Genomic DNA, 21,564 nt, shown 5'->3' with positions numbered 1-21,564 from the left:
ATTTAGGACCGACTATACTAAAAAAACCGTACCCGCGACTTTATAGCAGCGGGTACGGTTTTTTATTTCTTTATCCTAAAAATTCAAACAGCATTTTATAAAATAGCACTCTATAAATGTGCTCGCCCATGCGGCTTATCAAAGTCAATAATAGGACCAACCGGTATCACTCCAGTTGGATTAATCGTTGCATGACTGGTGTAATAATGTGCTTTGATATGTTCCATATTCACGGTGTCTTTAATACCCGATACTTGATACAAATCACGCAGATAGCCCCAAAGATTGGGATAATCAACGATGCGGCGAATATTACATTTAAAATGTCCAACATAAACGGCATCAAAACGCACCAAGGTCGTGAATAAGCGCCAATCCGCCTCAGTTATTGTGTTACCTATTAAGTAACGTTGGTCTGCCAAGCGCGCCTCTAACGTATCTAGCGCAGCGAATAGCGCAACGACCGCTTCTGTATAAGCAGCTTGCGTGCTCGCAAAACCAGCTTTATAGACGCCATTATTGATAGCATCATAAACAAACGTATTTATCTCATCAATTTCTACTATCGCATCGGATGGTAAAAAATCGCCAGCTACTGCCCCAACGTCATCAAAAGCTGAGTTAAACATACGAATAATCTCAGCGGATTCATTGCTGACAATGGTATTGGTCTTTTTATCCCATAATACCGGTACTGTCACCCGTCCCGTATAATTTGGCTTTGCCGCGAGATAAACTTCATATAGATAACTTGCATTGATAATAGGGTCAGCGACAACACCTACATCCTCTGCAAACGTCCAACCTTTATCGCCCATAAAAGGATGAACCACAGACATCGAAATAATATCTTCTAGACCTTTGAGTCTGCGGTAAAGCGTGGTGCGATTTGCCCATGGACATGCCAAAGAGACATATAAATGATAACGGTTGGCTTCGGCTTGAAAGCCACCTTGACCCGATGGACCAACACTACCATCTAACGTTACCCAATTTCTAAAGCCTGCATCTTCTCGCTCAAAGCGTCCACCGCTAGATGCTGTATCATACCATTTATCCTGCCAGTGCCCATCGACCAATAAGCCCATACGGTGCTCCTAACCCTTTCACTGTTAACTTAACTTTATTAGATACTATTCGATTATCATCAGAGTTGTTTTTCTATTATCTGCAATAGTATTACTAGACTGCCCAGTACCAAGCGACTTATCGCTATTGACAATAAAAACTAAATGATAATTCTATTATAGCAATTAAAACTACATAAAAATCCTTATTTGACTGTCGATACAAAGCTAAATCGCAAGATCACAATAATAAGGCAGTTTTATTAGAAAAAAGGCTTGCAAAATAGTGGGAACTTGATAGAATACTCAACCTAAATAGGCGTATAGCTCAGTTGGTTAGAGCGCTACCTTGACATGGTAGAGGTCAGCAGTTCGAGTCTGCTTATGCCTACCAAATTTAGAAAGCCCCAGTTTAACGACTGGGGCTTTTTTTTGCCTGTAAAATATGGGCTGTAGGGGAAAATCCTTATTGGTATCGCTCTATAATCACAAGTATTTAAGCTCTATAAAACTGCTCAAAAAAGCGACGGTGACCAAATGGTGACCAAAACGTGACCAGCCTTCAAAAATATCTAAACCAAAAACCCTCTTTTTGACCTCTACTCTGAATTTTAGATTAACGTCTATTTTTTTATATCCTCTGGCTCAACCTCTGTTACATATTCAAAAAGATCTCCTACTCCTACTTCTAAATACTCGCAAAGCTTGTCTATAGTATCGAAATCAATTCTTGACGATTGGTCATTATAAATCTTATGTAATGTCGTTTTACTCACTCCTGTCGCTCGTACGGCATCCGCTACTTTTAGCCTTCTTTCAGCTAACAAAGTAGGAAGGTGATTAACTATCATCTTGCAAACTCCAATTATAGTTATAAAAAGTACTTGTATAGTTATAAATACATGGTAAATTACAACTATGGTATCTAAAAGTACCATTATGATTAAACTTTATATAAGGAACATATTATGTCACATACCTACCTGACTACCCAAGAGCTTTCTGAGCTTATCAAATACAATCCTCGTACTATCCGTAACGAGCTTAAGGATAGCGTCCTGATTGAAGGGATTCATTATATACGTCCTTTTGGAGGGCGTAAGATTTTATACATCTGGGAAGAAATTGAAAAAGATATGCGCACTGGCATTGCCGGTAGCATCAACGCCATGGCACTACAATAAGGAGAAGTATGATGGCTAGCATTAGAACTAGATATGGCAGACTTGTAGTCGATTTTTACTACATGGGAAAACGCTGTCGGGAGACGACAAACCTGATAGATACCCCAGCAAATCGTAAGAAGCTCGAAGATATTATTTTGAATATGGAAGCAAAAATCAGATTGGGTATTTTTAATTATGCTGAGTACTTTCCTAAAAGTGATAAAGCAGCAGAGATGGTTGCATTAAACGATCGTAAGGAATGTATTAATACTAACGTTCCTTCTTTTGAGCAGTTTGCCACACTCTGGTTTTCTGAAAAAGAAATTGAGTGGCGCGATACCTACAAACGTAAAATACAGGAGATCATTGATATGTATTTATTGCCTGAGTTTGGGACTAGACCCATTCATCTAATAAAAAAGACAGATGTATTAGCCTTCCGTTCATCGCTCGCCAAAGTAACGTACGGAAAAGCTAACAAACATCTGTCAGCAGCACGCATCAATTCGATAATGGTACCTTTAGGTATGATACTAAAAGAAGACGCTAAACGCTACAAGTTTGATAACCCTTATGATGACATTAAGTCGCTCAAAGAGCCTAAAACTGATATTCAGCCATTTACACTGGAGGAAGTCTGGAAATTCATCAATGGCGTTAGGGAAGACTATCGTAATTATTACTTGGTGCGCTTTTTTACTGGTATGCGTACGAGTGAGATTGATGGATTAACATGGGAGAATATTGACTTTAATCGTCGCGAAATAGTGATCAAGCAGGCGCTGGTTAAAGGCAAAATGGTTCCCCCTAAGACGCAAGAGTCTTATCGAGCGATTCAAATGTCACCTTGGGTTTTTGATGCTTTAAAAGATCAGCAAGCCATCACTTATAAGCGCTCAGAGTATGTGTTTTGTGCCCATACTGGTTCGCCGCTTCATTATAACAATATCAATAAACAAGTATGGCATCCCACGCTTAGGCTTTTAGGACTCAAGACACGCAACGCTTATCAGACAAGGCATACGGCAGCGACGCTATGGTTAGCAGCAGGTGAGAGTCCTGAATGGATAGCCAGTCAAATGGGACACTCTACCACTAAGATGCTGTTTAATACCTACAGTCGCTATGTGCCGAATATGACCCGTCAAGATGGCAGCGCTTTTGAGGCTTTGGTTATTCGCAGTCAGACTGCACCAGTCTCTACTAGCAAGGAGACGTCACAGTGAAAATCATTGATTACGATAAACTGCATGCGCGGTCAATTAAGCCAAGATGCCAATGTTATCGCTAATCGATTGATTCGTGACATGCATATCCTAAGTGGATCAGGATTGGCGCGTTTTTTGGAAGTGGATGTCTGCTTTGATAAGCATCGCGCTTTGAGGGTCTAAGTACAGCGGCAGCTGGATAAAACACCTGACTATTTGATAGATGATATGCGTAATGAGCTTAAGAGTAGACTATCAGGATTATTAATGAACTGATACTCGTCACCTATTAACTGGCTGTGTATTTTTACATCAAATGGCAAGGAGCTGTTTGGGGTTTTCTTATGCGTCATTAGTTGTCGTCTTTGTAAAAATCCTTATTGCGAGAAAGGATAAACTCAGGTAGAGTCTAAAAGACATTTGTTTGGATTAATAATTGAATATGAATAATGATAATGAGCAGAATTGTTCGATAGTTGCTGGTAATACTTTTATCGCGCATGTTCGTGCCAGCGACGGTTGCGAGCAGCCACTTTATGACCATTTAACCGGCACAGCACAGATAGCCAAAAACTTGGCAACTAAGATTGGTTTGCCATTAGCGGGTGAGTTGATTGGACTGGTACATGATTTGGGCAAATACAGTCAAGAATTTCAGGAATATATTAAGCTGTGTGCTGCGCATGACAGATTAAAAACTGGTTGTAAAACAGTAGACGATGATTTTGACGCTTTAGAACTACAAAATAAACCTACAAAAGGTTCGGTAGACCATTCTACCGCTGGCGCAATTTATTTATATAAACAACTCAAAGGCTTATCAACCAGCCGAATCGATAATACTACTCAAGAAAAAATAACCATCGGTCAAGGGCAACTGCTTGCCGATATTTTATTCATTTGTGTCGCCTCCCATCATAGCGGCATGGTCAATGTCATTGATAAAGAAGGCAATGAATACCTTAAAAACCGTAAGGAAAAAAACGAGGGCAAATCTCATTATCAAGAGTCTCTCACCAATGCCCGCTATAATCAGTTATTTGCTCACCTAAATGCCAAAGTTAATAATCAAGCGCTTGGTGAATTTAGCAAGGCGATTGCTAATGTATTAAACGATAAATCCTCGAAAGACAAACAAAAAGACTTTTACATTGGCTTTTATGCGCGTCTGCTGTTTAGCTGTCTGATTGATGCCGATCGTAGTAATAGCATCGCTTTTGAGCATCCAGACCAAGCGCATCTATTAGATTATCAGCGCCCAAATTGGCAGACTGCGATAGATAAAGTGGAAGCGCTGTATGAGGATTTTGCCAATCAAGCAAAAAACAATCCCCATAACCCTATTAACGAGCAGCGCACTCATATTGCGGATACTTGTTATGCTAGCGGTCAACAAGCACAAGGTATCTATACTTTAACCGTGCCAACGGGCGGCGGCAAAACACTTGCCAGCCTACGCTTTGCGCTCCAAAATGCCAAAAAACACAACCTTGAACGTATCATCTATATTATCCCCTTTACCAGCATTATTGAGCAAAACGCCGCTGAAGTTCGCAAAGTTTTAGAGGAAAAGCAAGCTGATGGCAGCTATGTGGGTGACTGGGTATTAGAGCAACACTCAAACCTAGAGCCTGATGTACAGACATGGCAAAGTAAGCTAATTATGGACAATTGGAATGCGCCGATTGTATTTACCACGATGGTGCAGTTTTTAGAAAGCTGTTTTGGTGGCGGCACCAAAGGCGTTCGGCGCTTACATCAGTTAAGCCGCGCGGTACTTATCTTTGATGAAATTCAAACCTTGCCCATCAGTTGCTATTATCTATTTTGTAATGCCATTAACTTTTTAACCCGTCATGCTAGCTCTACAGCGGTGCTATGTACGGCGACGCAACCAGTGCTAGACAATCTTCCCATCGCGCATAATGGCAGTCTCAACCCCTCAACAGAAATTATTGGCGATCGCGAGCAGTTAGCCACATTATTTGACACCCTAAAACGCGTGGACATCCACGACCACACTCAAACACTTAGAGATTTAGACAACTTAACAGCTTATATTGAAGACAACTTTCAGGAGTATGCCAGCACCTTAGTGATTGTAAATACCAAAGCGTGGGCAACGCAGCTGTATCAGTCGCTATCGACCTCTATAGCTGAAGATGAGCTATTTCATTTGAGTACGGGACAATGCGCGCGCCACCGTAAAGACCTATTGGCTAAGATTAGAAGTCGGCTAGACCAAGGTCTGCCGACCTTGGTCATCTCAACGCAATTGATAGAAGCAGGTGTGGACGTTTCATTTAAGTCTGTGATTCGGTTTTTGGCAGGACTCGACAGTATCGCGCAAGCCGCTGGACGTTGTAACCGTCATGGCGAGATGGGTAATGGGACAGGAGCTTCTTTAAGGGGACAAGTATTCATCGTCAGCCCTGATAAAGAAAATCTGAGCAAATTGCCAACTATCGAGCTGGGTAGAAATAAAACGTCTGATATTCTTCACAGTTTAAGACTGCCTGAAAATGAGGGCAAGCACCTACTCGACCCCGACATCATGACTGAGTTTTTTAATGTATTTTATACCACAGAACATGCGACAAAAGAGATGGCTTATCCGATTAAAAATCAAAGTGGCAAGTCCTCTGGTGCTGAGACCGTATATGGTTGGTTAAGTAACAACACTACGAACCCTGTCGTCAATAATGAAAATCCAAATAGGCTCAAAAACGGTCAATATCCAAAACTTTGGCAGTCTTTTATGGATGCAGGACGCGCATTTAAGGCGATTGATGCGCCAACGCAAGCGATCATCGTTCCTTATCATAAAGCAGGTGTTGAGCTGATTAATGACTTGCACGGTACACTCGTCAGCGATGGTGAATTTTATAAACTAGTCCATAAAGCTCAGCAATATAGTGTCAATGTGTTCCCTTGGATGCTGCAAAAACTACAAGATGATAAGGCCATTGCTATGGTCAGAGACACCGGTATTTTGACGTTAAATGAGCAGTTTTATGATGAGCATATGGGGATAGATATCGCAGGAACAGGCAAGCTTAATTTTGTGGATTTTGGGATGTAGCAGTTGATATGAAAATGGCAATGACCGTGGTAAGACAGTCATTGCCGAGCAAATATACTCATATTTTCCTTTACGTTTCAATCCACATCAAGATTTTAAATAAAAATAGCTTGATGAAGTGATCCATTATACGCTATTATCGTTTTGAAGGTAATTTTCTATATATACATATTTTCTTTTACGAAGTTTTTTATTCTCTAAGATTCTGTTAGCTTACTATCAAAAGGAAAACGATTATGGCAGCCCTACTGATCACTTACGACTTAAATGCACCTGGTCAAGAGCATGATAAGATTCTTGACAAAATAAAGACTTTTAATGGATGGGCTAGGCTTTCAGAGTCAAGTTACGCAGTCTCAACTTCCTTAGCACCAAATCAAGTGTACTCACAATTTGAAAGTTTATTAGATTCTAATGACCACATTTGGATAATTTCATTGAAAAAACCTTATTCTGGTTTTGGCTCAAAAAAGGTAATCGACTGGTTAGATGCTAATCTAACATATTAGAAATACTAGTAATGCAAGCTTCGTTTTGGAGGCTTGCATTATTCATTAAAAGGAACTGACATGATATGAAAGAAAATAAAATCGAATTTCTACTCACCGGACGACATGCTCTATTTACCGATCCCATCACTCGTATTGGCGGTGAAAAAACCAGCTATCATCTGCCAACGTATGAAGCGCTAAAAGGGGTCTGCAAAAGCATTTATTGGAAACCCTCCATCATCTGGTATGTCGATAAAGTACGGGTGATAAATCCCATTCGCACCCAAACCAAAGGCATGAAGCCCATCAAGTTTCACAAAGATGAAAATGATTTGGCTTATTACACTTACTTGCATGATGTCGCTTATCAAGTGCAAGCACATTTTGAATGGAATATGCACCGCCCAGAACTTGCCGCTGATCGTATTGATGGCAAGCACTATAGCATCGCTCAGCGTATGGTGGATAAAGGCGGTCGCCAAGATATATTTTTAGGTGCTAGAGAGTGCCAAGGCTATATTGAACCTTGCGAATTTGGTAATGGTAAAGGTGCTTATGATGATACGCCGGAGCTAAGTTATGGGCTGATGTTTCATAGCTTTGCCTATCCTGATGAAACTGGCGTAGACGAGCTACACAGTCGATTTTTTCGGGCAGTGATGGAGCATGGCGTTGTGGAGTTTCCCAAGCCGACGGACGATTTAGCTGCCGATAGCAATAATGGTATGCCCAATCGCTTTGTGCGCGCAATGACAGCCAAAAGTTTTACGCTTGATGACAATATTGAGTCAGTCAGCCAAACGGAGGCGACGCTATGAGTTGGTTACAGCGGTTATATCAAACGTATGAGCTGGCTAGCCAAAATGAAGAGATTCAAGCGCAAGATCATGCTTTGATGCCTTATTACCACGTCAATCAAAACATACAAATCATCGCCACCATCAATAATAAAGGCGACTTTGTTAGAGCAGAAATCTGCCGAGAGGATAGCGGCAAAGTCAAATCCAAATACCTTGCCATTCCTGCGACTAACGATTCTGCTAACCGCACTTCGGGCGCAGTCGCCCATCCGTTATCAGACAAATTGCAATATGTGGCTAAAGATTTCCATAATTATAGTGATGGTAGTAAAGTTGATTTGTATCCTCTATACGAAGAAGTGCTTTCTACTTGGTGTGAGTCAAACTATACCCATCCAAAGGCACAAGCGGTGCTAAATTATGTCCAAAAAGGTACGCTGGTCAAAGATTTACTTAACGCTAAAGTGTTGATTGCAGATCCAGATGACAATGAAAAGCTGGCGTATCCTGCGCAAGCTGGCGACTATCCAGACAGTATTTTATCCTCATTGAATAAGAATAAGGGCGTATTTGACCAAGGCGCGGCGTTTGTTGCGTGGCAAGTCATCAATAGCGAATTGGGCAGTCAAGCCAAATCAAGCCAAGCTGAAACGTGGAAAGATGACAGCTTATTTGAGTCATGGCAGCAGTTTTATGCCACCCTTGATAGCACAGATGGCTTTTGTTATATCACCGGTCAAAACCGACCGCTTGCCAGCAAACATCCCAATCGTATTTTGCGAAGTGCGACCAATGCCAAGCTCATCTCCGCCAATGATATGGACAGCTTTACCTTTTTAGGACGCTTTACGGACAATAAAGCTTCTATCAAAGCGCAAGGCTTACAAGGCGCGAATATCAGTGCCGTGGTCACCGAAAAAGCCCATGCCGCGCTCTCTTGGTTACTGACACGTCAAGGGCGCGAGGAGGCAGGACAAGCGGTCGTCGCTTGGGCAATCTCTGGCACAAACACGCTACAGCCAACAGAACCCTTGGATAAGAGCACGGTTTTTGATGTGGTCGAAAACGCTGAACAAAGTGAGCAGATACATTTTGAAGCGCCCGATGCTGACGAATTTGAAAATATGGACAGTGAAGATGATGAAGACAGCGAGCAAGAGAGCGCTGTCACAGATGAAAAAGCGCCTTTACCCTTTAAGCACAGTAACAATCTAGGTCATTTATTTGCTACCCATTTAAACAACACCATGCAAGGTTACCGGCAAAAGCTTGCCGCGCATGACCAGATTTCTATCATAACTTTGGAGGCGGCGACCCCTGGACGCATGGCGGTCACTTATTATCACGAGAGTATGCCAAACGATTATATTGACGCGCTAGAATCTTGGCATCAGCAATTTGCGTGGTATTTCACTTATGCCGATCCTGACAGTGGTGAGCGTAAATTAACGCTCAAAGCACCAACGCCCAAGCAAATTGCCCAAGTGGCTTATGGCGCGCGTCTGTCTGATGCGCTAAAAAAACAGGTCGTCTCGCAAGTACTGCCTTGTATCGTTGAGGGAGCGGCAAGGCAGTTTCCTTGGCAATTGGTCGATTTGTCCATCAAACGCGCTTGCAATCCGCTGGCATTAGAGAAATGGGAATGGGAGCAAGCTATTGGCGTCGCCTGTGCCTTATACCGTGGCTATTATTTGCGTCAATCAGAATCTAAAAAAAGGAGCTATACCGTGGCATTACAAACCGATTATACCAGCCGTGATTATTTATATGGTCGCCTATTGGCCGTTGCTGAAGATATCGAGAGCCTAGCGTTATTTATAGCAGGCGAAAAACGCAATACCACCGCGCAGCGTTACATGCAGCAATTTGCCAATCGCCCCTTTACCACATGGCGCAATATCGAGCTGGCACTCAAGCCTTATGAGAACCGCTTAAAGTCCAATCGTGGCGGTTATCTGGCTAATAAACAAGACTTGATTGACCAAATCATGAGCTTATTTAATGTTGAAGACTTTACCAATGATGCCGCCTTGTCAGGTGAGTTTTTACTGGGTTATCACAGCCAAAAAATGCAAATAAAACTGGATAAGCAGCAAGCAAAAAAGAATCGTCAAGACGAAAAATATTTAGAAAACACTGATGCAACGGCTTAATCTAAACTTTTAAATATCTGTATTTAAAACCTAATAAAAGGAAACCGTATGACCGCCTCTACTCAAAACCCTATCAATAATAAAATCGACTTTGCCATCATCATGGGCGTAACCAACGCCAACCCCAATGGCGACCCTTTAAACGGCAACCGTCCCCGCACGGACTTTGAAGGCAATGGTGAAATCACTGACGTTTGCCTAAAACGTAAAATTCGTGACCGTTTGCAAGAGTCTGGCGAGGCGATATTTATCCAATCTGATGAGAAAAAAACCGACGGCATGACCAGCCTAAAAAACCGTGCTTATGATGAAATAGTTGGCTTAGGTAAAGGCGCGTTTGAAGCCGATAAAAAAGAAAATATCGAAGCCAAACGTGATGAAACCGCAAAAAAAGCCTGTGATAAATGGTTTGATGTGCGCGCTTTTGGTCAAGTATTTGCCTTTAAAGCCGATGCTAAAAATGCCGATGGCGTATCTATTCCTATTCGCGGTCCTGTCACCATTCAATCTGCGTTTAGCTTACAGCCTGTCGATATTACCAGTACCCAAATTACCAAGAGCGTCAGCGGTGAAGGCGATGGCACCAAAAAAGGTAGCGACACTATGGGCATGAAGCACCGCGTTGACGAAGGTATCTATGTGACTTATGGTGCTATCACCCCACAATTGGCAGAGCGTACCGGATTCAGTGATGCCGATGCTGAAAAGCTAAAAGAGATTTTACCAAAGCTGTTTGAAGGCGATGCGTCATCAGCGCGTCCTGAAGGTAGCATGCAAGTTAAAAAGGTCGTTTGGTGGGAGCATAGTAGCAAATCCGGTCAATACTCCTCTGCAAAAGTACATCGTAGTTTAAAAGAACTGCTTGATGATAAAGGCGCGTTTGATGAGGCAGCGTTAACATCGGTGCTTGCAGGATTAACGCCTGAGATTATTGAAGGGTTTTAAGCTGTCATTAATTTTTAGATATTTGAGCAAGCTTTACATAGTGAAGTTTGCTTAAAACCTATTACTTAATAGAGAGTAAAATCATTATGCAAACCCTCTACCTATCTCGCCTACAACACTATCTCTTTTGCCCGCGTCAGTTTGCCCTAATTGAGCTGGAATGCGCGTGGGAGGAGAACTTGTTTACCGCTGAAGGGCAAGTCATGCACGAAAAGGTCAACTCTGGCGGGCATGATACGCGCGGTAATATTAAAACCGTGCGTACCTTGCGGTTAGGTCATGACGCACTGGGATTAGAGGGCGTGGCGGATGTGGTTGAATATCATACTGATGACGACGGCATCCAAGTGCCCTTCCCTATTGAGTATAAACGCGGTAAGCCCAAATCACACCGCGCCGATGAAGTGCAACTGTGCGCGCAAGCATTGTGCTTGGAGGACATGCACGACTGTATTGTTTCCAAAGGCGCACTTTTTTATGGCAAAACGCGCCGCCGTCACGCGGTAGATTTTGATGATGAGCTGCGGCAAATTACCTTAAATGCGATTAACGAGTGCCGTCATATTATAGAGAGCGGACAGACGCCAAAGCCCACTTATAGCACCAATAAATGCCGAAATTGCTCGCTTAAAGATATCTGTCACCCAAAGATTTTTAATAAAAATGCTCAAGCTTGGTTGAACAAAAAAATCAATCTGAGCTTAGAGGATTAGCATTGCTTCACTATTTAATTTACTGCTAATTTAACTACTTTTTTAGCCTAGATAAGGATACTCATGCGCCCACTAAAAAACACACTATTTGTGCAAACCCAAGGCGCATGGCTGAATAAGCAAGGCGAAAACGTCGTTATGAATATTGATCATGAAGTCAAAGGTCGTGTACCTATTCATAAGCTGGAGGCTATTGTTTGTTTCGGGCAAGTCTCAATTTCACCAGCACTTATGGCACATTGTACCGACAACGCGATGACCATTACGCATCTCAATCGCTATGGCAAGTTTCAAGCGCGTATTGAGGGCGCGGTCAGTGGTAATGTGCTGCTGCGCCGTGAGCAGTATCGCATTAGTGATGATGCGGCGCGGGTGCAGCCGATTTGTCATAGTATTATTTTGGGTAAAGTACACAATCAGCGTCAAGTGGTGCGCCGCTATCTGCGGGATTATAAATCTGGGTTAGATGAAAATATAGTTGATCGTTTAGAGTCGGTACAAGTACGACTTGAACGCGGACTGCATAAAATTCTAGCGGCCGAAAACTTACCTGATTTACTAGGTCGCGAAGGGGAAATGGCAAGCCTTTACTTCAGTGTGTTTCCTCATTTTATTCGTAATCCTGATTTTCATTTTGCCAAACGGACGCGTAATCCGCCGACTGATGCGATGAACGCGCTGCTGTCTTTTACTTATACACTGATGACCCATGAGTGTCGCAGTGCGCTGGAAACGGTCGGACTTGATCCTGCTTGCGGTGTGTTTCACCAGCTGCGCCCTGGTCGTCCTTCACTAGCGTTAGATCTAGTCGAAGAGTTCCGCCCTATTGTTGATCGGTTTGTATTATCGCTGGTCAATAAAAAGCAGCTGAGCAAGTCAGATTTTAAAACAGAGGCAAGCGGCGCGGTCTGGCTTAAAGATGAGGCACGGCAAACCTTTTTTAAGGCATGGCATGACCGTAAGCAGCAGACCATTTATCATGATTGGTTTGAGGAAACCGTACCGTTTGGATTGCTACCGCATTTGCAGGCCACGATTATGGCGCGGCATATCAGGGGCGATATTGATGCTTATATTCCGTTTTTGTGGAAGTAACGATAATTATAAAAACAGTAAGTATAAACGTAATAAAAAGGATTCATATTATGATGGTATTGGTGACTTATGACATCTGCTCAGAAGATGCAAACTTTGCAAAACGGTTACGTCACGTAGCCAAGCACTGTCTAAACTTTGGGCAGCGGGTGCAATATTCGGTATTTGAAATCGAGGTCAATCCTGCGGAGTGGGCTACTCTTAAAGCTAAGCTTGAGGACATTATTAATCATGATGTAGATAGTTTACGTTATTATTATCTTGGTAAAAACTGGCGGAATAAAGTGGAACACATTGGAGCAAAACCTGTGCTAGACTTAAACGATGTACTGCTATTTTAGCGGTTGTTATCATAAAATCTATTATTTGACCGTAATAAGGTCAATGCGAACCTATAGCGTACATAAAATCTCTAAGAGACTCGCAAAAGAGGCGTAATGCTATTTAACAACCTGATTTTATTACCTTTATTTTTTTATAATAAAAATTTAGTGAGTGTACTACTTGCCAAATTCGCTTGTGGTTTAGACGTTCGCAAATTCCAAGGTTTTTTCTTAACCTTATTAGTGACTTAGACCATAGGCAGTTCGCACCTTCACGGGTGCGTGGATTGAAACTAAAATTGGCTTGGTCGATATAGGCTTGCTTTAGTTCGCACCTTCACGGGTGCGTGGATTGAAACTAGTATCTTATTGGCTGTCTGCATTCGCTTACGTTCGCACCTTCACGGGTGCGTGGATTGAAACTATTTGTGGCTGAATCTTGCGAGTAGGTATTACGTTCGCACCTTCACGGGTGCGTGGATTGAAACGTTGGGACTATGCGGGTAACTCGCTAGGCGCAAAGTTCGCACCTTCACGGGTGCGTGGATTGAAACTGCATAACGTGCGCCGCCAATGACAGCGCCAACCGTTCGCACCTTCACGGGTGCGTGGATTGAAACTGCACCGCTGCTTTAGATACGGCTGCCATAATTACCGTTCGCACCTTCACGGGTGCGTGGATTGAAACATCAGTATGTTATCAAGGGCTGCTTGCTGCGTTTGTTCGCACCTTCACGGGTGCGTGGATTGAAACAACTCATGCCAATTTAGGTGATATATGAAACTCGTTCGCACCTTCACGGGTGCGTGGATTGAAACAAGGCATACAGCAGAACGACAATACGCTTAGACAGGTTCGCACCTTCACGGGTGCGTGGATTGAAACAGCACAAAGTGTTTGACGGTATCGACCAAACAGGCGTTCGCACCTTCACGGGTGCGTGGATTGAAACTTAGCCAACCAAATACCACACTACCTGATGTAATGTTCGCACCTTCACGGGTGCGTGGATTGAAACACGCCAAGATGATAAACAAAGGCTTGATGTTAGTTCGCACCTTCACGGGTGCGTGGATTGAAACACTAATAGCAGATAGTGCAGCAAAAAGCATAACGTTCGCACCTTCACGGGTGCGTGGATTGAAACCGCAGAGCACTAATGGAAACGCTATTGAGATACGGTTCGCACCTTCACGGGTGCGTGGATTGAAACCTAAATGAAGCTAAGAAGCATTTAAGCGTTCAGGTTCGCACCTTCACGGGTGCGTGGATTGAAACTCGCTTTTCGCCTGATTGTTTATCTGTCCATTGGTTCGCACCTTCACGGGTGCGTGGATTGAAACGCGCTGCTGCAAACCCTTGTTACTTACGATTGCGTTCGCACCTTCACGGGTGCGTGGATTGAAACTCATCTAGCCCATCAAACACGCTTTGGTCTAGCTGGTTCGCACCTTCACGGGTGCGTGGATTGAAACTAGCTTAGAGAGCGAATACGAATACCAAAACAGCGGTTCGCACCTTCACGGGTGCGTGGATTGAAACCAGTCTCACCAACGGCAATATTGATACGCCCAGCCGTTCGCACCTTCACGGGTGCGTGGATTGAAACGGTGGCGACCCAATGTCGTTCGAATTGTATCGTTACGTTCGCACCTTCACGGGTGCGTGGATTGAAACCGATTGATGCACTAACAGACACCAATAAAACAGTTCGCACCTTCACGGGTGCGTGGATTGAAACCAGCGCACAGTTAGCGAAACAGTAACGCGCATGTTCGCACCTTCACGGGTGCGTGGATTGAAACATCTACAACGGTATTAGTGCCCTTAGTAATTAGTTCGCACCTTCACGGGTGCGTGGATTGAAACACCAGTAGTACGGCTAACAATGTGCCATGCCAGCGTTCGCACCTTCACGGGTGCGTGGATTGAAACTATATCACTAATATCACTTGCTAGGTATTCATTAGTTCGCACCTTCACGGGTGCGTGGATTGAAACAGATTCCTAATCCGGGAACGGGGAACGGCGCAACGTTCGCACCTTCACGGGTGCGTGGATTGAAACATATAACCTGTAAAGTTCATGGCGTTACCCTAGTTCGCACCTTCACGGGTGCGTGGATTGAAACAGTCACACCTAGATGGTTTTAATGCAAGCGAGAGTTCGCACCTTCACGGGTGCGTGGATTGAAACTTCGCAGTTCTTGTAAGGCGCATCACCCGTTTCGGTTCGCACCTTCACGGGTGCGTGGATTGAAACTATTGATGAGCCGTGGTATTCGTTAAGGCTGTCAGTTCGCACCTTCACGGGTGCGTGGATTGAAACATGCCTTACCCCTTGCTTGTTATATAGTCTAAGAGTTCGCACCTTCACGGGTGCGTGGATTGAAACGGCAGTCGCTGGCGTGATAGGAGATGCTTTTGACCGTTCGCACCTTCACGGGTGCGTGGATTGAAACCTGCTAAATACACCAGGGTTGTACCGCTAAAAGCGTTCGCACCTTCACGGGTGCGTGGATTGAAACAACAAATGGTAGCTGTTTGATGCGAATATCCACAGTTCGCACCTTCACGGGTGCGTGGATTGAAACAGATTAAAGGTTGTGAACTCCACACCAGTATCGGTTCGCACCTTCACGGGTGCGTGGATTGAAACTTGATTACAGGATACCATTGCTTATAGGTCTTGGTTCGCACCTTCACGGGTGCGTGGATTGAAACCTGTTATCTCTGTGCGACTATAACCATGATTTGCGTTCGCACCTTCACGGGTGCGTGGATTGAAACCTGCTCATCACGCCAGCTCCAAAATAGCTTCGGTTCGCACCTTCACGGGTGCGTGGATTGAAACATCAACCGTGAATTGATTGGTGTCGTATCGCTCGTTCGCACCTTCACGGGTGCGTGGATTGAAACAAGCTTAACGCGCTTAATCGACGCATTTACACGCCAGTTCGCACCTTCACGGGTGCGTGGATTGAAACACTCATGAGCCTACGGGCTTAGAGGTGACGTTTAAAGTTCGCACCTTCACGGGTGCGTGGATTGAAACTTGCATACGCACCTCACAATTTAGGCTGTTTAATGTTCGCACCTTCACGGGTGCGTGGATTGAAACTGGTCTACACACGGAAGGCGACGACGCTTTTTTGTTCGCACCTTCACGGGTGCGTGGATTGAAACGATCACATATTCAACAGATACGCCGATGACATCGCGTTCGCACCTTCACGGGTGCGTGGATTGAAACGATATAAGGCACTAGGTAACAGCATGGCGGTAAAGTTCGCACCTTCACGGGTGCGTGGATTGAAACATCAAGCCAAAACCTGCAATCTTACCGCCTGAATGTTCGCACCTTCACGGGTGCGTGGATTGAAACACCTTCGGATAAACCAATAATCATTTTTAGGCGTTCGCACCTTCACGGGTGCGTGGATTGAAACCAAGATGGGCTACCACCTAGACAAGGATTTGATGTTCGCACCTTCACGGGTGCGTGGATTGAAACTTGGTACGCTTGGCAAATTCATCTTACTCATAGTTCGCACCTTCACGGGTGCGTGGATTGAAACCATGTTGCGAAAAATACTATCGCGCTCGTCGCGGTTCGCACCTTCACGGGTGCGTGGATTGAAACTTGTCTCAGTACGTGCAAAAACTAAAGCTATGCAGTTCGCACCTTCACGGGTGCGTGGATTGAAACGTCTTGTAGCGACACAGTTTGTTTTTCTAGCTGGTTCGCACCTTCACGGGTGCGTGGATTGAAACTAATAATATCTGCATAGTAGGGCTTATCGGTACGTTCGCACCTTCACGGGTGCGTGGATTGAAACACGCAGACAACGGTATATCACGCAGGACGTTTTGTTCGCACCTTCACGGGTGCGTGGATTGAAACAAACATGAATGGGAAGTAAGCAAAGCCGCTATCGCGTTCGCACCTTCACGGGTGCGTGGATTGAAACAATTTGGTCAGGACGGCAAGCTATCGACCTACCGTTCGCACCTTCACGGGTGCGTGGATTGAAACTATTCGAGATCATAAATGAGATAGACGGTGATGGTTCGCACCTTCACGGGTGCGTGGATTGAAACGCAAATGGCGCTTTGGTGATTGATAAGGCTGCAAGTTCGCACCTTCACGGGTGCGTGGATTGAAACCCACACGCTATCTCGATAAGTCTTGCTGTTAGCGTTCGCACCTTCACGGGTGCGTGGATTGAAACATCTATAGCGTATGTGATGCTGAAGGTAATTTGGTTCGCACCTTCACGGGTGCGTGGATTGAAACTGTAGAATACATTGCCTGAATGGTCTACTAATACGTTCGCACCTTCACGGGTGCGTGGATTGAAACAACTGCTGCTCAATCTTGTGTTCTGTATGTCGGTTCGCACCTTCACGGGTGCGTGGATTGAAACGGGTATGGTTACGGTTTTTGTTGGTTTGATGGTGGTTCGCACCTTCACGGGTGCGTGGATTGAAACATCAGGCTCAACACAACGAGAAGCCATATCAAGTTCGCACCTTCACGGGTGCGTGGATTGAAACATCAAGACCAACGTCACCAGTAGTGGCAAAAGGAACGTTCGCACCTTCACGGGTGCGTGGATTGAAACATGTTGACCACTACCAATTGACATGCTCACCTAGTTCGCACCTTCACGGGTGCGTGGATTGAAACACCTAAGCTTGCGCCTGTTACTTTTCCAGCATGGTTCGCACCTTCACGGGTGCGTGGATTGAAACTAACGGTTTTGCTTTAATAGCGGGTAGTTTCAAGTTCGCACCTTCACGGGTGCATGGATTGAAACTATACTCATATTTATTATTCTTATTAATTATAGTTCGCACCTTCACGGGTGCGTGGATTGAAACATAATTTTTCCATAATCTAAGAACCGAATCTTCGTTCGCACCTTCACGGGTGCGTGGATTGAAACTGTTGCATCTGCGACATTAATGACTTGACGCTTAAGTTCGCACCTTCACGGGTGCGTGGATTGAAACTAGAATATTTTTATTCAGGCTTGCGGGGCATTTGTTCGCACCTTCACGGGTGCGTGGATTGAAACGCGTGTGATACGCCGCAAGTCTGAATCAGGACGGTTCGCACCTTCACGGGTGCGTGGATTGAAACTAGGTCTGTATTAAAAGTACCTAGCCCTGAAGGGTCTACGGTTCGCACCTTCACGGGTGCGTGGATTGAAACATCTATAGCGTATGTGATGCTGAAGGTAATTTGGTTCGCACCTTCACGGGTGCGTGGATTGAAACCTGATCCAAAGTCTCAAAGATATAATCTATCTGCGTTCGCACCTTCACGGGTGCGTGGATTGAAACTCATAACCTATGATTGCTCTAAGCGCTGGACCAAGTTCGCACCTTCACGGGTGCGTGGATTGAAACTTGCAGCACATGAATGGTCAAGACCGCTGGATGTTCGCACCTTCACGGGTGCGTGGATTGAAACACCTCATCAATCAACTGCTGCAACGCCTCACCAAGTTCGCACCTTCACGGGTGCGTGGATTGAAACATTACGTGATTTAGCAATATCTAAAGCTGATAGTTCGCACCTTCACGGGTGCGTGGATTGAAACAATATCAATCTGAATCAAAACTAAACTGATTCAGGTTCGCACCTTCACGGGTGCGTGGATTGAAACTTTAATAGCTGCTGTAGGGCTTGTAATAGCGTTGTTCGCACCTTCACGGGTGCGTGGATTGAAACTTGTCCTGCGCGATAATACCGCAGCGCTGGTCAGTTCGCACCTTCACGGGTGCGTGGATTGAAACCGTTTCTTGAATGGCAGTCACAACACCCACCATCGTTCGCACCTTCACGGGTGCGTGGATTGAAACTTTAATTAGTAAAGACGTAGGTAAACTACCTTTAGTTCGCACCTTCACGGGTGCGTGGATTGAAACTAAATCATGTTTAGAATAGTTTAAAGAGGTGGTGTTCGCACCTTCACGGGTGCGTGGATTGAAACTTATTGGTCAAAGCGAACTTTGCGTCAGTGTCGGCGTTCGCACCTTCACGGGTGCGTGGATTGAAACCTGCATATTTACTGTTATGTTCTGTACAAATTTGTTCGCACCTTCACGGGTGCGTGGATTGAAACAATAATGGCTAGTAATGGGCGTTGTATGGCTTATGTTCGCACCTTCACGGGTGCGTGGATTGAAACGTGGTACAAGTGAATACACCCAGTACGATGCAGGTTCGCACCTTCACGGGTGCGTGGATTGAAACGCTACCTGATGCTTGCCAAGCCCTTCTTGGGATTGTTCGCACCTTCACGGGTGCGTGGATTGAAACTTGCCATAGATTGACAGTAGCAGCACCATTTTTGTTCGCACCTTCACGGGTGCGTGGATTGAAACGATACGTGGGGCGCGACGTGCCAGCGAGGTACGAGTTCGCACCTTCACGGGTGCGTGGATTGAAACCTTGCCGTCCGCTCTCTCGGTGGTTGAGATCGTGGTTCGCACCTTCACGGGTGCGTGGATTGAAACTAGCTACCTTTGCATAGGAAGGACATTAGAAGCGTTCGCACCTTCACGGGTGCGTGGATTGAAACTGATATAGTCGCTTAACTTGCGTGTAGTGAATAGTTCGCACCTTCACGGGTGCGTGGATTGAAACGTTAAACTCTCGCTGCATCCGCTGTTTGTACTCGGTTCGCACCTTCACGGGTGCGTGGATTGAAACTTACTTAATCAGTATGAACAGATTAAGGATACTAGGTTCGCACCTTCACGGGTGCGTGGATTGAAACTTCTAACTCTTATCTGCCACCCTGTAGAAGCTGTTCGCACCTTCACGGGTGCGTGGATTGAAACCGCTTGAGAAGCCATGCTGGTATAGTAACTATCGTTCGCACCTTCACGGGTGCGTGGATTGAAACACCATAGGTCTCACCGCCACGGTAACTACGGATAGTTCGCACCTTCACGGGTGCGTGGATTGAAACCTAGTGATTCTAAGTAATGATTATTCAGAATCAGTTCGCACCTTCACGGGTGCGTGGATTGAAACCCCATGCTTCACCATAAATATCTCTTACAGATGTTCGCACCTTCACGGGTGCGTGGATTGAAACTAATAGCCCCTTTACTTTCAAAGTAACTTACTAGTTCGCACCTTCACGGGTGCGTGGATTGAAACGATACTCGTTTTTACTTGCGTCACTTGCGCCATTGTTCGCACCTTCACGGGTGCGTGGATTGAAACCGCCTAGGTGGATTAGAAGTCCGTACTAAGGGTGGTTCGCACCTTCACGGGTGCGTGGATTGAAACTTACAGCTTTAGAACGTACAGCAGAAGTACAGGTTCGCACCTTCACGGGTGCGTGGATTGAAACTTTAAGTAGCATTTGCTCATCTGCTGCTAGGCTTGTTCGCACCTTCACGGGTGCGTGGATTGAAACTTTAAGTAGCATTTGCTCATCTGCTGCTAGGCTTGTTCGCACCTTCACGGGTGCGTGGATTGAAACGTGACATAGATATAGGATGCGCGTAAACAACGTCGTTCGCACCTTCACGGGTGCGTGGATTGAAACATTGTTCGCGTGCCAGCCTTATGCTTCTCAAATGTTCGCACCTTCACGGGTGCGTGGATTGAAACTGCTATGTTTGATAAAAACGATAATCCCACTACGTTCGCACCTTCACGGGTGCGTGGATTGAAACGTAAAGTTACCGTATAAGGATTATAAAGATGGCGTTCGCACCTTCACGGGTGCGTGGATTGAAACATCGCGCCACCGCTAAACAGCAGATTAACCACTGGTTCGCACCTTCACGGGTGCGTGGATTGAAACTTCACACTCTTTTGTGGCTAGCATAAGCCAATGAGTTCGCACCTTCACGGGTGCGTGGATTGAAACCTCATCGCTTATATGCTCAAATGCCTCATATCTAGCGTTCGCACCTTCACGGGTGCGTGGATTGAAACTCACCCATTAACACTATTTGATTATTATCAAGCGTTCGCACCTTCACGGGTGCGTGGATTGAAACACCAACGACCACTCAATGATGCACGCAATGGCGTTCGCACCTTCACGGGTGCGTGGATTGAAACAGCAGAACGGGCAGCCATCGAACAGTCCTACATGGTTCGCACCTTCACGGGTGCGTGGATTGAAACCGCTTGAGATTGACCGCATAAGAGCAAGCGAGCTTGTTCGCACCTTCACGGGTGCGTGGATTGAAACACCAGATTAGCAACAGTAGGGGAGTATACGTATGTTCGCACCTTCACGGGTGCGTGGATTGAAACTTCATAGAGCATAATAGGTTAACCGAGGCTTTAGGTTCGCACCTTCACGGGTGCGTGGATTGAAACTCCCAACACTGTTCATTCTCTCCCCAATCAAGGTTCGCACCTTCACGGGTGCGTGGATTGAAACTTCATAGAGCATAATAGGTTAACCGAGGCTTTAGGTTCGCACCTTCACGGGTGCGTGGATTGAAACTCCCAACACTGTTCATTCTCTCCCCAATC

The 21,564-nt window shown here is 45.0% G+C and carries 13 protein-coding genes, 1 tRNA gene and 1 CRISPR repeat array; of the genes, 12 read left to right on the top strand and 2 right to left on the bottom strand.

All coding sequences use genetic code 11. The features are described from left to right. Nucleotides 1–110: 110 nt before the first annotated feature. Complete coding sequence (locus JMX75_RS04240) at nt 111–1,088, bottom strand: glutathione S-transferase family protein (protein WP_201531191.1); 978 nt, start codon at nt 1,086–1,088, stop codon at nt 111–113. 296 nt (nt 1,089–1,384) lie between these two features. Here JMX75_RS04240 and JMX75_RS04235 point away from each other — a divergent pair. Continuing rightward, a tRNA-Val gene (locus tag JMX75_RS04235) sits at nt 1,385–1,461 on the top strand. Nucleotides 1,462–1,690: 229 nt separating this feature from the next. On the opposite strand, the gene JMX75_RS04230 is transcribed toward JMX75_RS04235, so the two are convergent. Further along, nucleotides 1,691–1,918, bottom strand: a complete 228-nt coding sequence (locus JMX75_RS04230; protein ID WP_181210928.1) for a helix-turn-helix domain-containing protein — start codon at nt 1,916–1,918, stop codon at nt 1,691–1,693. A 117-nt stretch (nt 1,919–2,035) separates the two neighbouring features. Between JMX75_RS04230 and JMX75_RS04225 the strand changes: the two genes are divergently transcribed. From JMX75_RS04225 to cas2, 11 genes are all read left to right on the top strand, one after another. After that, on the top strand, nt 2,036–2,251 hold the full coding sequence (locus JMX75_RS04225) for a hypothetical protein (RefSeq protein ID WP_045447035.1): 216 nt from the start codon (nt 2,036–2,038) through the stop codon (nt 2,249–2,251). 11 nt (nt 2,252–2,262) lie between these two features. After that, entirely contained in the window at nt 2,263–3,459 is a 1,197-nt protein-coding gene (locus tag JMX75_RS04220; RefSeq protein ID WP_201531189.1) for an Arm DNA-binding domain-containing protein, read from the top strand. Nucleotides 3,460–3,483: 24 nt separating this feature from the next. Further along, complete coding sequence (locus JMX75_RS12910) at nt 3,484–3,624, top strand: hypothetical protein (protein WP_227673070.1); 141 nt, start codon at nt 3,484–3,486, stop codon at nt 3,622–3,624. A gap of 259 nt (nt 3,625–3,883) precedes the next feature. Beyond that, nucleotides 3,884–6,523: a CRISPR-associated helicase Cas3' gene (gene cas3, locus JMX75_RS04210; protein ID WP_201531187.1), complete on the top strand. Its 2,640-nt coding sequence runs from the start codon at nt 3,884–3,886 to the stop codon at nt 6,521–6,523. A gap of 236 nt (nt 6,524–6,759) precedes the next feature. Next, complete coding sequence (locus tag JMX75_RS04205; protein WP_181210930.1) at nt 6,760–7,032, top strand: hypothetical protein; 273 nt, start codon at nt 6,760–6,762, stop codon at nt 7,030–7,032. Nucleotides 7,033–7,097: 65 nt separating this feature from the next. Next, nucleotides 7,098–7,832 carry a type I-C CRISPR-associated protein Cas5c gene (cas5c, locus tag JMX75_RS04200; protein WP_181210931.1) on the top strand — a complete coding sequence of 245 codons (735 nt, stop codon included), beginning with the start codon at nt 7,098–7,100 and terminating at the stop codon, nt 7,830–7,832. After that, the gene (cas8c, locus tag JMX75_RS04195) at nt 7,829–9,967 is read left to right on the top strand and encodes a type I-C CRISPR-associated protein Cas8c/Csd1 (protein WP_181210932.1); all 2,139 of its coding nucleotides are present in this window, start codon (nt 7,829–7,831) and stop codon (nt 9,965–9,967) included. Before cas5c ends, cas8c begins: the two co-directional genes overlap by 4 nt. A gap of 48 nt (nt 9,968–10,015) precedes the next feature. Further along, on the top strand, nt 10,016–10,912 hold the full coding sequence (cas7c, locus tag JMX75_RS04190; protein ID WP_181210933.1) for a type I-C CRISPR-associated protein Cas7/Csd2: 897 nt from the start codon (nt 10,016–10,018) through the stop codon (nt 10,910–10,912). A gap of 86 nt (nt 10,913–10,998) precedes the next feature. Next, on the top strand, nt 10,999–11,625 hold the full coding sequence (gene cas4, locus JMX75_RS04185; RefSeq protein ID WP_181210934.1) for a CRISPR-associated protein Cas4: 627 nt from the start codon (nt 10,999–11,001) through the stop codon (nt 11,623–11,625). 63 nt (nt 11,626–11,688) lie between these two features. Continuing rightward, nucleotides 11,689–12,720: a type I-C CRISPR-associated endonuclease Cas1c gene (cas1c, locus tag JMX75_RS04180; RefSeq protein ID WP_181210935.1), complete on the top strand. Its 1,032-nt coding sequence runs from the start codon at nt 11,689–11,691 to the stop codon at nt 12,718–12,720. A 50-nt stretch (nt 12,721–12,770) separates the two neighbouring features. Further along, on the top strand, nt 12,771–13,061 hold the full coding sequence (gene cas2 / locus JMX75_RS04175) for a CRISPR-associated endonuclease Cas2 (protein WP_181210936.1): 291 nt from the start codon (nt 12,771–12,773) through the stop codon (nt 13,059–13,061). Between the two features lie 244 nt (nt 13,062–13,305). Then, nucleotides 13,306–21,535: direct repeats of the CRISPR family, unit length 32 nt; unit sequence GTTCGCACCTTCACGGGTGCGTGGATTGAAAC. Nucleotides 21,536–21,564: the final 29 nt, after the last annotated feature.

It is taken from the genome of Psychrobacter sp. LFX-11D (assembly GCF_904846475.1).
GTDB classification, from domain to species: Bacteria; Pseudomonadota; Gammaproteobacteria; order Pseudomonadales; family Moraxellaceae; genus Psychrobacter; species Psychrobacter cryohalolentis.
Note: the sequence above shows the minus strand (reverse complement) of the source record. Positions and strands in the feature narration are given on the sequence as shown.

Excerpts from the sequence above, each read along its gene's own strand:
- JMX75_RS04240 (WP_201531191.1), bottom strand. The coding sequence starts at position 1,088 with ATGGGCTTATTGGTCGATGGGCACTGGCAGGATAAATGGTATGATACA.
- JMX75_RS04230 (WP_181210928.1), bottom strand. The coding sequence starts at position 1,918 with ATGATAGTTAATCACCTTCCTACTTTGTTAGCTGAAAGAAGGCTAAAA.
- JMX75_RS04225 (WP_045447035.1), top strand. The coding sequence starts at position 2,036 with ATGTCACATACCTACCTGACTACCCAAGAGCTTTCTGAGCTTATCAAA.
- JMX75_RS04220 (WP_201531189.1), top strand. The coding sequence starts at position 2,263 with ATGGCTAGCATTAGAACTAGATATGGCAGACTTGTAGTCGATTTTTAC.
- JMX75_RS12910 (WP_227673070.1), top strand. The coding sequence starts at position 3,484 with ATGCGCGGTCAATTAAGCCAAGATGCCAATGTTATCGCTAATCGATTG.
- cas3 (WP_201531187.1), top strand. The coding sequence starts at position 3,884 with ATGAATAATGATAATGAGCAGAATTGTTCGATAGTTGCTGGTAATACT.
- JMX75_RS04205 (WP_181210930.1), top strand. The coding sequence starts at position 6,760 with ATGGCAGCCCTACTGATCACTTACGACTTAAATGCACCTGGTCAAGAG.
- cas5c (WP_181210931.1), top strand. The coding sequence starts at position 7,098 with ATGAAAGAAAATAAAATCGAATTTCTACTCACCGGACGACATGCTCTA.
- cas8c (WP_181210932.1), top strand. The coding sequence starts at position 7,829 with ATGAGTTGGTTACAGCGGTTATATCAAACGTATGAGCTGGCTAGCCAA.
- cas7c (WP_181210933.1), top strand. The coding sequence starts at position 10,016 with ATGACCGCCTCTACTCAAAACCCTATCAATAATAAAATCGACTTTGCC.
- cas4 (WP_181210934.1), top strand. The coding sequence starts at position 10,999 with ATGCAAACCCTCTACCTATCTCGCCTACAACACTATCTCTTTTGCCCG.
- cas1c (WP_181210935.1), top strand. The coding sequence starts at position 11,689 with ATGCGCCCACTAAAAAACACACTATTTGTGCAAACCCAAGGCGCATGG.
- cas2 (WP_181210936.1), top strand. The coding sequence starts at position 12,771 with ATGATGGTATTGGTGACTTATGACATCTGCTCAGAAGATGCAAACTTT.